This window comes from Microbacterium sp. CGR2, assembly GCF_003626735.1.
Classification (GTDB): Bacteria; Actinomycetota; Actinomycetes; order Actinomycetales; family Microbacteriaceae; genus Microbacterium.
On sequence record NZ_RBHX01000001.1, the window covers coordinates 1,732,743 to 1,742,526 of the forward strand.

The 9,784-nt window shown below is 65.8% G+C and carries 27 protein-coding genes; all 27 read left to right on the forward strand.

Features of this window, described 5'->3' with window-relative positions; translation table 11 throughout:
* The first annotated feature begins 24 nt into the window (after positions 1-24).
* The 27 genes from D7252_RS08750 (at position 25) to D7252_RS08860 (ending at position 9,768) form a co-directional block, all read left to right on the forward strand.
* Positions 25-585 (forward strand): hypothetical protein, encoded by a 561-nt coding sequence (locus tag D7252_RS08750; protein WP_120775036.1) that lies wholly within the window; start codon positions 25-27, stop codon positions 583-585.
* A complete protein-coding gene (locus tag D7252_RS08755) occupies positions 582-875 on the forward strand; it encodes a hypothetical protein (RefSeq protein WP_120775037.1) in 294 nt (97 codons plus the stop codon). The genes D7252_RS08750 and D7252_RS08755 overlap by 4 nt, the downstream gene beginning before the upstream one ends.
* Positions 875-1,123 (forward strand): hypothetical protein, encoded by a 249-nt coding sequence (locus D7252_RS08760; RefSeq protein WP_120775038.1) that lies wholly within the window; start codon positions 875-877, stop codon positions 1,121-1,123. The genes D7252_RS08755 and D7252_RS08760 overlap by 1 nt, the downstream gene beginning before the upstream one ends.
* Positions 1,124-1,125: 2 nt before the next feature.
* Positions 1,126-1,842, forward strand: coding sequence for a hypothetical protein (locus D7252_RS08765; RefSeq protein ID WP_120775039.1), 717 nt, complete (start codon positions 1,126-1,128; stop codon positions 1,840-1,842).
* 14 nt (positions 1,843-1,856) lie between these two features.
* A complete protein-coding gene (locus D7252_RS08770; RefSeq protein ID WP_120775040.1) occupies positions 1,857-2,201 on the forward strand; it encodes a hypothetical protein in 345 nt (114 codons plus the stop codon).
* Entirely contained in the window at positions 2,198-2,494 is a 297-nt protein-coding gene (locus tag D7252_RS08775) for a hypothetical protein (RefSeq protein WP_120775041.1), read from the forward strand. The genes D7252_RS08770 and D7252_RS08775 overlap by 4 nt, the downstream gene beginning before the upstream one ends.
* Positions 2,491-2,661, forward strand: coding sequence for a hypothetical protein (locus tag D7252_RS20000; protein WP_183055236.1), 171 nt, complete (start codon positions 2,491-2,493; stop codon positions 2,659-2,661). The genes D7252_RS08775 and D7252_RS20000 overlap by 4 nt, the downstream gene beginning before the upstream one ends.
* The gene (locus tag D7252_RS08780; protein WP_120775042.1) at positions 2,658-2,852 is read left to right on the forward strand and encodes a hypothetical protein; all 195 of its coding nucleotides are present in this window, start codon (positions 2,658-2,660) and stop codon (positions 2,850-2,852) included. The genes D7252_RS20000 and D7252_RS08780 overlap by 4 nt, the downstream gene beginning before the upstream one ends.
* Positions 2,849-3,178 (forward strand): hypothetical protein, encoded by a 330-nt coding sequence (locus D7252_RS08785; RefSeq protein WP_120775043.1) that lies wholly within the window; start codon positions 2,849-2,851, stop codon positions 3,176-3,178. Before D7252_RS08780 ends, D7252_RS08785 begins: the two co-directional genes overlap by 4 nt.
* Entirely contained in the window at positions 3,175-3,468 is a 294-nt protein-coding gene (locus tag D7252_RS08790) for a hypothetical protein (RefSeq protein WP_120775044.1), read from the forward strand. Before D7252_RS08785 ends, D7252_RS08790 begins: the two co-directional genes overlap by 4 nt.
* The gene (locus D7252_RS20005; RefSeq protein ID WP_183055237.1) at positions 3,465-3,611 is read left to right on the forward strand and encodes a hypothetical protein; all 147 of its coding nucleotides are present in this window, start codon (positions 3,465-3,467) and stop codon (positions 3,609-3,611) included. The genes D7252_RS08790 and D7252_RS20005 overlap by 4 nt, the downstream gene beginning before the upstream one ends.
* A complete protein-coding gene (locus D7252_RS08795) occupies positions 3,608-3,856 on the forward strand; it encodes a hypothetical protein (RefSeq protein ID WP_120775045.1) in 249 nt (82 codons plus the stop codon). Before D7252_RS20005 ends, D7252_RS08795 begins: the two co-directional genes overlap by 4 nt.
* Positions 3,853-4,146: a hypothetical protein gene (locus D7252_RS08800; protein WP_120775046.1), complete on the forward strand. Its 294-nt coding sequence runs from the start codon at positions 3,853-3,855 to the stop codon at positions 4,144-4,146. Before D7252_RS08795 ends, D7252_RS08800 begins: the two co-directional genes overlap by 4 nt.
* Positions 4,143-4,313, forward strand: coding sequence for a hypothetical protein (locus D7252_RS20010; RefSeq protein WP_183055238.1), 171 nt, complete (start codon positions 4,143-4,145; stop codon positions 4,311-4,313). Before D7252_RS08800 ends, D7252_RS20010 begins: the two co-directional genes overlap by 4 nt.
* Before the next feature lie 10 nt (positions 4,314-4,323).
* Positions 4,324-4,725 carry a hypothetical protein gene (locus tag D7252_RS08805; protein ID WP_120775047.1) on the forward strand — a complete coding sequence of 134 codons (402 nt, stop codon included), beginning with the start codon at positions 4,324-4,326 and terminating at the stop codon, positions 4,723-4,725.
* A complete protein-coding gene (locus tag D7252_RS08810; protein ID WP_120775048.1) occupies positions 4,722-4,982 on the forward strand; it encodes a hypothetical protein in 261 nt (86 codons plus the stop codon). The genes D7252_RS08805 and D7252_RS08810 overlap by 4 nt, the downstream gene beginning before the upstream one ends.
* Positions 4,982-5,431 carry a hypothetical protein gene (locus D7252_RS08815; protein WP_120775049.1) on the forward strand — a complete coding sequence of 150 codons (450 nt, stop codon included), beginning with the start codon at positions 4,982-4,984 and terminating at the stop codon, positions 5,429-5,431. Before D7252_RS08810 ends, D7252_RS08815 begins: the two co-directional genes overlap by 1 nt.
* Positions 5,431-5,634 carry a hypothetical protein gene (locus D7252_RS08820; protein WP_120775050.1) on the forward strand — a complete coding sequence of 68 codons (204 nt, stop codon included), beginning with the start codon at positions 5,431-5,433 and terminating at the stop codon, positions 5,632-5,634. Before D7252_RS08815 ends, D7252_RS08820 begins: the two co-directional genes overlap by 1 nt.
* On the forward strand, positions 5,631-5,861 hold the full coding sequence (locus D7252_RS08825) for a hypothetical protein (protein ID WP_120775051.1): 231 nt from the start codon (positions 5,631-5,633) through the stop codon (positions 5,859-5,861). The genes D7252_RS08820 and D7252_RS08825 overlap by 4 nt, the downstream gene beginning before the upstream one ends.
* Complete coding sequence (locus tag D7252_RS08830) at positions 5,858-6,088, forward strand: hypothetical protein (protein WP_120775052.1); 231 nt, start codon at positions 5,858-5,860, stop codon at positions 6,086-6,088. The genes D7252_RS08825 and D7252_RS08830 overlap by 4 nt, the downstream gene beginning before the upstream one ends.
* Positions 6,085-6,387 (forward strand): hypothetical protein, encoded by a 303-nt coding sequence (locus D7252_RS08835; protein ID WP_120775053.1) that lies wholly within the window; start codon positions 6,085-6,087, stop codon positions 6,385-6,387. Before D7252_RS08830 ends, D7252_RS08835 begins: the two co-directional genes overlap by 4 nt.
* Positions 6,388-6,569: 182 nt before the next feature.
* A complete protein-coding gene (locus D7252_RS08840; protein WP_120775054.1) occupies positions 6,570-6,785 on the forward strand; it encodes a hypothetical protein in 216 nt (71 codons plus the stop codon).
* Complete coding sequence (locus D7252_RS08845; RefSeq protein WP_120775055.1) at positions 6,785-7,144, forward strand: hypothetical protein; 360 nt, start codon at positions 6,785-6,787, stop codon at positions 7,142-7,144. The genes D7252_RS08840 and D7252_RS08845 overlap by 1 nt, the downstream gene beginning before the upstream one ends.
* 2 nt (positions 7,145-7,146) lie before the next feature.
* A complete protein-coding gene (locus D7252_RS08850; RefSeq protein ID WP_120775056.1) occupies positions 7,147-7,449 on the forward strand; it encodes a hypothetical protein in 303 nt (100 codons plus the stop codon).
* Between the two features lie 17 nt (positions 7,450-7,466).
* The gene (locus D7252_RS08855; protein ID WP_120775057.1) at positions 7,467-8,042 is read left to right on the forward strand and encodes a hypothetical protein; all 576 of its coding nucleotides are present in this window, start codon (positions 7,467-7,469) and stop codon (positions 8,040-8,042) included.
* A complete protein-coding gene (locus tag D7252_RS20015) occupies positions 8,039-8,194 on the forward strand; it encodes a hypothetical protein (protein WP_183055239.1) in 156 nt (51 codons plus the stop codon). The genes D7252_RS08855 and D7252_RS20015 overlap by 4 nt, the downstream gene beginning before the upstream one ends.
* An 8-nt stretch (positions 8,195-8,202) precedes the next feature.
* Positions 8,203-9,768, forward strand: a complete 1,566-nt coding sequence (locus tag D7252_RS08860; RefSeq protein WP_120775058.1) for a DEAD/DEAH box helicase family protein — start codon at positions 8,203-8,205, stop codon at positions 9,766-9,768.
* Positions 9,769-9,784: the final 16 nt, after the last annotated feature.

Below are 9,784 nucleotides of genomic sequence, written 5' to 3' on the forward strand. Positions count from 1 at the left end.
CCACCACACATCCTGGAGCACATCGTGACCACTCTCTCCGCAGAAACCGCCGACCGCTACCACCGCTCAATCCTCGCCGCATGCGACGCTGATGCCCCGTTCGGATACGTCAACCGCCAGACCGACGAGCAGGCCCACGACTTCGACGAACTGGCACAGGCGCTCGACCTGGCGCCCCGCGTGCTGGATGACATGCTGACCATCGCCGACCGGATCGAGTCCGGCGAACTGCTGGAGGACGGTTCCGACTGGTACGACGAGAACGGCGACGAGCGCACGCTGCCCGACGACGCCGAACCGCACCCGACCCGCGCCGAGATCCTGGGCGACTGGGAGCCCGCGAGCGCTCAGGACTACCTCCAGGACGCCCTGAGCATCCGCTACACGGCGAGCGGGCGCGGCGCGGATGACTACATGAGCGCGGATATCGCTATCGCGATCGGCGGACCCAACGTCTGGATTTCGACGGGCGATAAGACGCTGACCGTCTACTGGGGCGGCGAGCCGGAAACGCGCGGCCTCCCGTTCGAGTTCTGCGAGCAGCTGGACGAAGCGTGCGCCGAATACTGGGGGATGAGCGAGTGAGCTACCGCGACACCGCCCGCGCATTCGCCACGGCCTCAGCGACGGAAGAGCGCTGGTCACCCCAGGCGCACTGGTTGGACTCGATCACGCGGGGCACCCCCTCACACGATGCAACCGGCTACGACCCGAACGCCACCGCGCGCGCATACGGTCGCCACGTCGAGAAGCTCGCCGCCGACCTGCGCGAGGCGCTGAGCGACGACGCACAAGAGAAGCCGCTCCGCGCCTACGCCGTCACGCTGGAGGACGCCGCCCGCGCCCTGCTCGCCGCTATCGGAGAGGACGCCTGATGCCCCCGTACTGCGAAGAACACGCGATGTACCACGACGAGCCGGGAGAGTGCGATGCGATGCGCGCCGCCGACCGTTTGAAAGCCAAGATCGCCGCGCGCCGGAAGCGCGCCGAGCGGATCGCTCAGCGAGTAGCGACAGACCATTCCGTCAAAAACAACCCTTTCCCCGACTCCTGGGACGCGCTGGAAGAAATGCTCACCGCCGCCGCCCTGCAAGCCCTCACCGAAACGGAGAACACGAAATGACCATGATCGACACCGCCCCCACCGCCCCCGACACCGCAGAGGCCCTGCTCCCGGTGCTGGAAATCCCGCTCTCGGTCGCGATCCAGTCCGCCGCCGCCATGCTCACCAGCGCAAGCAAGGATGACGTGACGCCAGTGCTCACCACGGCACATTTCGACGGGACTCACCTGAACGCAACCGACCGTTACAAGGTGGCCCGCTTCGAGATGCCGACCAAGCCGGCGAGCGAGGAAGGCAGGCTCACGCTGGGCGAGGCGTTCCTGATCCCTCGCGCCGCCCTCGAATGGGTGACCAAGATCACCGTCAAGTCGCTGCGGCAGAGCGGCATCCTGTCCGGCCTCTACACCATCCGCTACGAGCGCGAGTCGGACCCGCGCGGCGAGGGATACCAGAACGCCCCCGGCACCGTGACTGTCTCCGTCGTCGACCATGCGGGCAAGACGGAGCGCTCGCAGGCGTTCGACGGCGTGGTCGGCAACTTCCCGCCCGTCGCCCGCCTGTTCCCGGAGAACCCCGACGAGGAGGTGACCACCGGAACGCAGGCGTTCAACCCCGCCTACATGGGCGTGATCCTCGCCTACATCGCCAAGTACAGCGACCGGGGCGCACCGTTCCGCTTCCGAGTGGCACAGTCCAACGCGGGACACAAGCTCGCCCCCGCGCTCATCACCGGCGCGGGCGCATCGTTCCTGATCCAGCCCCACCTGATCCTCCGCTGAGAAAGGCGCGCACGATGAGCACCAACCGATACCCCGGCATCAGCGACGAGAACGCAGCCCGCATCGTTGCCCGCGAGCCTTTCGAGAGCGTGCAGAGCCGCGGATACGTCCGCAGTGACGGCGCGTACATCATCGGCAGTGGTCGCCTGATGAACGACGACAATAAAGCTCGCGACCTGCTCGCCGTCTACCCGGACGACCGGATCGAACCGCTCCGCATCACCGCGAACGCCGAGCCGATCGCCCGCATCCTGGCCGACGCTCGCGAAGAGAAGGAGCGCCACGCGACGTACGCCGACATGCTGGAGCGTGGCTACAGCGACCATGAAGCTCGCGAGGAAGCATGGGGTCACGAATGAGCACCGCAACCGCCCTCGAAATCGGCGCATTTAACCGATCCGGCCTCGCGCAGATCACCGACACCAACTGGGATTCGAACGGCACGCTGCGCGTCACCGTCCGCGAGATGATCGGCGGCTTCGACTGCTGGATCGGCGGCAAGAAGCGCGCGATCCGCGTCATGCGAGACCTGGCCCGCCGCGCGCTCCCCGAGTACCACGAGGGTCAGACGAAGGGCGCCCGCCTGGTGCGCACGTTCTACGCAGACGGCGGCCACCACGCCACGTTCGCAGTGACGAGGGTCGCGCGATGAGGCAGCAGAGGCGACACCGACGGGTCTCGACCACCCGACTCCGTTTCGAGCCGTTCGGCGGGCGCAACGCCTACCGCACCAGCTACACCCGGTACGCCAACCACCGCCGCATCTACTCGGTGCCGTTCGGCGCCTACTGGATCGACCTGGAGGAAAGAGCAGCATGAGCGCCGCCCTCCGAGCCGCCTGGCTGGCCGACATGGCCCGCCTGGTCCCGCAGATCGAACCGCACCTGTTCGTCATCGACGGCCAGCCCTACATTGGGGACACCTGCCCGCCGCACCTGGCGGAGCTTCACACCAAGCTCGCGAGCATCGGCTACGCGAACGGCTTCTACGAGACAGAGAGCGCAGCATGACCACCTTCCATCTGAGCATCACGCTCGACCCGGCCACCGTCCACTCGGGCGACGACGTGCAACGCGCGCTGGCCTTGACCGGCGCAGAGCTGGCGAACAAGTACGACGGGCTGCACCTGCCCGACCACCTGACCGGCATCATCCGCGACGCGAACGGGAACGCGGTCGGGACGTGGAGCACGGGTACGCCGCCCGTCATCCTCACAGAATCCATCGCACTCGCAGCCGCCGAAGACTACAGCGCGGAAGGCTCCACCTCCGAGCAGAGCGTCGGCCGATGGGCGCGCGAGTTCGTGGAGCGCGCACAGAACGGAGAATTCGCATGACCACCAAGACTCACACCAAGGAAGCCGCCGACGAGGCGATCATCGAGCGAGCGTTCGAGCAGATCGGCGCGGACAATCCGATGTCATTCATCACCCGCGCCGACGTGCGCCAGTGGCTCGACCTGCTCCGCCCGCTCATCTCCGAGCGCCTGGTCGTATCGAGCGCCAGTGGCGACGTGCGCACCTGGATCGGCGGCGACACCGTGGCCGACCTGCTCGAAACCGTCAACGGCTACCTGGCAGACGGCTACAAGCCGGAAGAGCTCGTGATCGAAGGGCTGACGCGATGAGATACCGCATCCACTACACGCTGGCCGACGGCTCCGAGGACAGCATCGTCTTGGCCGGCGACTCCATCGAGTCCATCCGAGAGCAAGCCGCCGAAGAACTCGCCAAGCGAGGCGGCACGAACCCCTGGTCGGAGGAAGCATGAGCACCAAGACCCCCGAGGCAGCCACAGACCACAGCGCCGAGGTGACGATCACCCTCCCGAGCGGCCAGGAAATCACCGCCTGGATCGGAACGTCACTCGCCGACGGCTCCGCTCTGGTTCAGATCGACACGAACGGCACTCCTGGCAACGTGCGCGTGTTCATCAACGACAGCGACCAGCCACTCCTGGACGAGAACCCGGAGACGGGCCAGTACGAGGACGTACTGGAAGGAGCGGGCGAATGAAGACCGCAGAGCAGATCGCAGAACAGACCCTCGACCACTGGCTCACCAACCTAGCCGACACTCGATCCGTCACCCAGATCATCGCGCAGGCGATCGAGGCCGACCGGGCGCAGCGCGCCGCCGATCTGCAAGTGCTGGCAAACGCCGCGAGCCACTGGGCAACCGAGCTGACCGAGTATGTCATCGACGGCTCACGCGAGGCGGGGGATGCCGAGAGCGCAGAGGCTCAGGAGGTCGAGCGCGACGCAATCCAGGCGGTGCTGGGCCGCTACCTCGGAGGTGTCGCATGACCCGCACAGAGTGGGACGACCAGCGCACCGCCCTGGCCGAGCGCATCGACCGCTTCCCCACCCGAAAGCACCCCGCGGTTAGGCCACTAATCCGCGAGCATGACCGGCTCACCGAGTACGGCCTGCAGCACGAATTCATCAGTCCGGCCGAAGCCGCGCGAGCGTAAGGAGCAGCACATGGGAATGCACTACAACATCACCTTCCACAACGCACTCATCAAGCCCGAGAGCTACGCCGCCATGATCGGCTGGACACCCGAGGCTGCCGCCGCCGAGCCGGAAAGGGTCGCGGAGCTGGCCCTCGCGCACGTCACCGAGTTGCTCGGAGAGTGGAGTGATCCCGTCCAGGACGAGGACGGCATTCTCATGGACGGTGACGGCTTCAACGACAGTGCGAGCTACGGCTACGGAGAGCAGTTGAGCGGCCTCCTGGCTCACTGCGAACCGGGTGCGTACATCCACGAGATCGACGACGAGGAGTCCAGCGGCGAGCAGTGGCGCATCCTCGTGATGCCGGATCGCACGGTCAAGGTCATCCAGCCGGTCATTATCTGGCCGGGGATAGAGGGGGCAGCATGAGTACCGCACCCGAGCCTTACTTCCGCGGCATCAACTCCGACGCCTCCGAGTGGCGCGACCGCGACGACCAGCACGCACTCCGCTACGAGGTGGTGGACCTGAACATCACCGCGACCCTGACCCGAGATGTCATGTTCAACGGCACCGAGCGGGCCGAGCGCCTAGTGTCCGTCATCGAGTGCCGCGAATGCGGCGCGATCCTCCGCACAGCCAACCGACGTAAGCACGAACGATTCCACGGAAGGGTGGGCAACTGATGACCGAGAACATTCCCCAGACCAGCGCCAGCGAGCGCATCGAGCAGGCCCAGAAGGTGCTGGCCGAGTTCAGGAATGCCACACCTGAGAATGGCAAGAACGACATCGACCGCTACCGCCTGGCCCTGGAGATGGCCGACCGGCTCGAAGCCCTCATCACTCCGCCTGGAGTGCACGATAGCGAGCGAAGCCTTGCGCGAGACCTGATCACGAAGACCCCAGCACACGTCAGCGGTCAGGGTATCCGCTTCCAGTATGACGATCTGATGGAGATGCTCATGAGCGCCATCCGCGCCGGCATCCAGTACGCCCATGAGCGCTGGGAGCCCGCCGACCACCCGAGCCAGGAGATGATGCTCCGCTGGCTGGGGATCACGCACGAAGAGTCTGTGCGAGAACACGAAGCCTGGTTCATCCCCGAGCAGTACATCGAGAAGGAAGTCGACTGATGGATGTGATCGACGCTATCGACGCGCGTATCGCCGCGTCTGCCAAGAAGCGTGAGCGCCTCGCGCAGGCGGTTCAGGCATTCCTTGACGAGGACAATCTGGGGCGAGGCTTCACCGACGCGGCAATCCTCGACGGCCAGCCGACAACGGTGCTGGTCGAGTTCCAGAACGAGACCTTCGCCATCACCGTGGAGGACGCATGAGCACGCCCGCTGCGCCGGTTGCCCGCGTACACGTCGACGACTACGACCCTGAGGTCTACCGGGGTGAGGATGCGCTTCTTGTCGCAGAAAAGATGGCGAACGTGTTCCGCGGAGACTTCCCCGGCGCCATTGTCGGCGTGAGCTACAACCCCGAAGCCGCTGAATCGAAGCGCCGCCTCGTGCTGGAGAGCTTCGGGTTCAACGCAGACCAAGGAGAGAACGCATGACCACCCCCAACCCCTACTACAGCCCCCAGAACCTCGACCTGTCCCGCGCCTACGGCCTCCCGGTCAAGACGGTGGATGACGCGATCCAGGGTGCGCTGGAGCACGCTGTCAAGGTGGAGGGCTGGTCGGGCATCCCCGACCTGAACCCGCTCATCTGGAACTTCATCTCCGACGACGTGCTCCACACCCTGGACGGCCACGTCACGATGGGGGAGGCGGCGGCGTGAGTACGAACGCAGACCTGATCGCCCGGTTCGACTCGTGGGCCGCCATGCCGCAGACGGGCAGCCTCAACCAGCAGCAGCGCTGGCGCTCGTTCGCAACCGAATTGCGCGACGCGCTGGAGTCGGTCGAGAACGCGAGCCAGAGCCCAGAGCGAGAGGAGGCGTACCGAGTCCTCTCCGAGCACGCAGCGGCGCACCTCGACGTCGCCCTCTCGGACTCGAACCAGAGCCAGGCCGAGGGGTCGCTCGCGCTCATGGAGAGCGTCAACATCCTGCACCACGGAAGAAGGACTCGCGCATGATTGCGATCCCACTCCCAGCCGCCCGCGCGGCCACCTAGACCGATGACGCGGCACAGGAGGGCTTGATGCCGCGCATCACAGCACGCCTGGAGCGTGCGGCTGACTCTCGATCTGGGGTCGAGGGCCGGTCGGATGAAACCAGACACTCAACACGAACACCTCACCGACAGAAGGAGAAGAGCATGAGCCCGAAGACTGAAGCCGAGCGTGACCTCATCGACACGCAGATCAAGCTGAAAGCCACGAAGTCCCGGATGCACAAGGTCGAGCTGGTTCTCCAGTTCAATCGCAAGCACGGGCAGCTTCCCGTCAGTCTGCTGGATGTGTTCGGCCACTCTGAGTACGTGCGTGGATTCGGAGCTGGCGTCAAGGATGCGACCGGAGAGGACGACGACTGATGACCCTCCTGACCCCCGAGTTCGAGACCCTGCACTCGATCGCCCGCTCCCTCGACCGTCTCCCGCTGACCACCGAGCAGCGCGCCGACATCTTCCACGCCTGGGAGACGGCGCCCGATGAGCCGATCCCCTCCTGGCCCCAGTCGGCCGCCGACGACGAGAGCTACGACCGCTACTGCGAGAGCGCCGCGGGCCGCGCATGGCGCCGGGTGCGGTACTTCCGTCTTCACCGACAGAGCGGCAGCCACTACGCCACCGACCTGGACGAGGCCAGCAACTACGAGTCCGCGCCGACCAAGACCGAAATCCTCCAAGCATTGACCAACGCCGAGCACCTCCTCGCCGGCGGGAAGGAATGACCATGATCGAACCACTCAACCTCCAGGTTGCACGCGGCCAGAGGGCCGCCGCAGACCTCCGCGACGCAGAGAACATGATGCGGCGCATGGCCGCATGGGACCAGCTCTTGGCGCAGGAGAAAGCCGCCGAGTACGAGAAGGGCAAAGAGTCGCGCTACGCGGACCTGCCCGACTTCGCGCCGGTGTTCTGCGTGGACTGCCGGGACGACGTGTTCCCCGACTTCACCAAGGAGCCCGACGGCGCGTGCCCGTTCGACATCAATCATGTGCTGGGCACCCACGCCCTCGACCGGGCTGCGGCCTGAGAATTAAGGAGCAAATCTTGAGCGCGACAAAGCAAGCCCTGTTCGACAAAGGCCTCGAACTGCACCTCGCATACAAGGGCGCCAAGACCCGAGAGCGGGAGATCGCACGCCTCCAGGCCGAGGCGCGCGTCCAGGATGTCCTCGACCAGCGCAACATCTTCCTGGCGGCCCTGGTCGACGACGAGGGCTTCTCGATCAACGACGTCACCCGCATCCTCGACAACAAGAACTGGGACTGGGCAAAGAAGGCGGTTGAGGCCGGCCGCGCCGCCCGCCAGGCGGCGGCACCCGCGCCGATCATCTCCATCGACGCTCACCAGCCGGACGGCCCGTACAGCTGGATCGCGGCGGAGCAGCGGCTCGAGGTGAGCATGGCTCAGGCCGAGTTCGAGGAGTACCTACCGATGCTCGCCCGCCACCCGCACCACGAAGGCGAGCAGTGGGAGTTCTCGTATGCCGACGGCAAGCTCCTCCCGCACTTCGCCGACGATGACGCCACCTGGGAGCACCCGGTCGTCCAGGTCGTGATGACCGAGCGCGGCAAGCAGCAGGCGATCGCCTACATCGAAGCACAGAGCAAGGCCGCGGCATGAAGTCCCCCGAGGAGAGCGGCGCACGAGCGGTCCAGCGCTACGTCGATCGGGTCAAGGGGGAGCACGGCTTCCACCCGATCCTGATCCCCACCGAAGTCGTGGCCGGCCTCATCGCCGCTGCGATCCGCGCCGACCGCAAGAAGCGCCAGTAAGGAGCACCATGGAACGCCTCACCCCCCACGACTACCAGCAGGCAGCAATCGACAAGATCCTCGCCGAGCCGACGCGCGCCGCGCTGATCGGCGACGAGGTGGGCATGGGTAAGACCTTGCTCGCGGCCGAGGTGGCAATCCAGGCCGGGTGGCGGCGTGCACTATTCATCGGCATCGCGGACACCTTCGACCAGTGGAAAGACCACCTCGAAGGGCAATCGGAGGGTGCGGTGACCATCCGCCGCATGGAGTCCACGAAGGCGGGGCGCGCGGCGTTCAAGGACTTCTTGGCAGGCGAGCCTGGCTTCTACTTCGCGGGCATCGCGTGGCTGGTGGCGCAGGACTGGAAGTACCAGAACAAGCTCGACTTCCAGGGCAACCCGATCGAGAAGATCGACAAGAAGACGGGCATGCCCACCGGGAAGATGGAGCGCGAGCGCATCCACCTGAAGACGTTCGAGAAGATGTCGAAGCGCAAAGGGAGCGCGGTCGACGCGGTGGTTTTCGATGAGGCGCACCAGGTCGCCAACAAGGATTCGATCGGCCGCAAGACACTCATCACGTTTCGCGGGGCGCCCGACGCCGACGGCAACCCCACGATGCCGTGGAAAATCGCGCTCAGCGCGACGTGGGCCGGCAACTCGTTCGAGAACGCCTGGAGCCTCCCGCGCTGGTGCTGGCCCGACCTAGTGCCGGCGTTCTGGAACTGGCACGACATCTGGTGCGCGACCGAGAAGGTCTACGTGCCCGGCCGCAAAGAGCCGGTCAACCGCGTCATCGGCGAGAAGGTGCCGGGCGAGTTCATCAAGACGCTGCCCTGCTACATCGACAACCGCAACCATGAGAAGGCGCCAGCTCCGACCATCATCCACGTCGACCCGACGCCGCAGCAGGCCTCACAGTTCGAGGATCTGAAGAAAGATCTGATGACCTGGGTCGAGACCGAGGCGGGGGAGACTCCACTGGTGGTCGACGTGCCGGGCGGGCTGTACGCCCGCTTCAAGCAGCTAGCGCTGGCCGAGTTGACTGTTGATGAGGACGGCGGCGTGGCGTTCGCACCGAACGCAGCATCCGCGAAACTGCGCGTGCTGAAAGGCATCCTCGACCACTGGGGCGACCAGCCGGTCATCCTGTTCACCGATTCGAAGATCTTCGCCCACCTGGCCGCCGACCGGATGCGCGCCGCAGGGTATAGCGCCGAGGCATGGACGGGCGACGTCAGCCGGTTGGAGCGCGCTCGGATCAAGGCGGACTTCGTCGAGGGGCGCCTGCAGTACCTGATCGGCACCGTGCAGTCGATGGGCACGGGCCTCGACGGGCTGCAGAAGGTCTGCTCGAAAGCTGTCTGGCTGAACGTGCCCGACGGTGACCCGAAGCTTGAGGAGCAGGCGCTCGGTCGCGTGTTCCGTCAGGGCCGCACGCTCGCCCACGGCGAGTTCGAGCACGTCCGACTGGTCATGCGTGATTCACAGGACGAGGGAATCCTTGAGCGACTGCTCGTCAAGGGCGCCTCCATCCGCTCCTCGATCGACAGCCGGATGGCGAACACCGTCGAACAAGCTATTGCAGCTTGAGTAAACACTATGTACC

What these genes read in the sequence shown, in the direction of transcription:
- D7252_RS08785 (WP_120775043.1), top strand. Translation starts at nt 2,849, where the DNA reads ATGACCACCTTCCATCTGAGCATCACGCTCGACCCGGCCACCGTCCAC.
- D7252_RS08795 (WP_120775045.1), top strand. Translation starts at nt 3,608, where the DNA reads ATGAGCACCAAGACCCCCGAGGCAGCCACAGACCACAGCGCCGAGGTG.
- D7252_RS08850 (WP_120775056.1), top strand. Translation starts at nt 7,147, where the DNA reads ATGATCGAACCACTCAACCTCCAGGTTGCACGCGGCCAGAGGGCCGCC.
- D7252_RS08760 (WP_120775038.1), top strand. Translation starts at nt 875, where the DNA reads ATGCCCCCGTACTGCGAAGAACACGCGATGTACCACGACGAGCCGGGA.
- D7252_RS08775 (WP_120775041.1), top strand. Translation starts at nt 2,198, where the DNA reads ATGAGCACCGCAACCGCCCTCGAAATCGGCGCATTTAACCGATCCGGC.
- D7252_RS08845 (WP_120775055.1), top strand. Translation starts at nt 6,785, where the DNA reads ATGACCCTCCTGACCCCCGAGTTCGAGACCCTGCACTCGATCGCCCGC.
- D7252_RS20015 (WP_183055239.1), top strand. Translation starts at nt 8,039, where the DNA reads ATGAAGTCCCCCGAGGAGAGCGGCGCACGAGCGGTCCAGCGCTACGTC.
- D7252_RS08820 (WP_120775050.1), top strand. Translation starts at nt 5,431, where the DNA reads ATGGATGTGATCGACGCTATCGACGCGCGTATCGCCGCGTCTGCCAAG.
- D7252_RS08840 (WP_120775054.1), top strand. Translation starts at nt 6,570, where the DNA reads ATGAGCCCGAAGACTGAAGCCGAGCGTGACCTCATCGACACGCAGATC.
- D7252_RS08800 (WP_120775046.1), top strand. Translation starts at nt 3,853, where the DNA reads ATGAAGACCGCAGAGCAGATCGCAGAACAGACCCTCGACCACTGGCTC.
- D7252_RS08780 (WP_120775042.1), top strand. Translation starts at nt 2,658, where the DNA reads ATGAGCGCCGCCCTCCGAGCCGCCTGGCTGGCCGACATGGCCCGCCTG.
- D7252_RS20005 (WP_183055237.1), top strand. Translation starts at nt 3,465, where the DNA reads ATGAGATACCGCATCCACTACACGCTGGCCGACGGCTCCGAGGACAGC.
- D7252_RS20010 (WP_183055238.1), top strand. Translation starts at nt 4,143, where the DNA reads ATGACCCGCACAGAGTGGGACGACCAGCGCACCGCCCTGGCCGAGCGC.
- D7252_RS08860 (WP_120775058.1), top strand. Translation starts at nt 8,203, where the DNA reads ATGGAACGCCTCACCCCCCACGACTACCAGCAGGCAGCAATCGACAAG.
- D7252_RS08805 (WP_120775047.1), top strand. Translation starts at nt 4,324, where the DNA reads ATGGGAATGCACTACAACATCACCTTCCACAACGCACTCATCAAGCCC.
- D7252_RS08770 (WP_120775040.1), top strand. Translation starts at nt 1,857, where the DNA reads ATGAGCACCAACCGATACCCCGGCATCAGCGACGAGAACGCAGCCCGC.
- D7252_RS20000 (WP_183055236.1), top strand. Translation starts at nt 2,491, where the DNA reads ATGAGGCAGCAGAGGCGACACCGACGGGTCTCGACCACCCGACTCCGT.
- D7252_RS08815 (WP_120775049.1), top strand. Translation starts at nt 4,982, where the DNA reads ATGACCGAGAACATTCCCCAGACCAGCGCCAGCGAGCGCATCGAGCAG.
- D7252_RS08810 (WP_120775048.1), top strand. Translation starts at nt 4,722, where the DNA reads ATGAGTACCGCACCCGAGCCTTACTTCCGCGGCATCAACTCCGACGCC.
- D7252_RS08825 (WP_120775051.1), top strand. Translation starts at nt 5,631, where the DNA reads ATGAGCACGCCCGCTGCGCCGGTTGCCCGCGTACACGTCGACGACTAC.
- D7252_RS08790 (WP_120775044.1), top strand. Translation starts at nt 3,175, where the DNA reads ATGACCACCAAGACTCACACCAAGGAAGCCGCCGACGAGGCGATCATC.
- D7252_RS08765 (WP_120775039.1), top strand. Translation starts at nt 1,126, where the DNA reads ATGATCGACACCGCCCCCACCGCCCCCGACACCGCAGAGGCCCTGCTC.
- D7252_RS08830 (WP_120775052.1), top strand. Translation starts at nt 5,858, where the DNA reads ATGACCACCCCCAACCCCTACTACAGCCCCCAGAACCTCGACCTGTCC.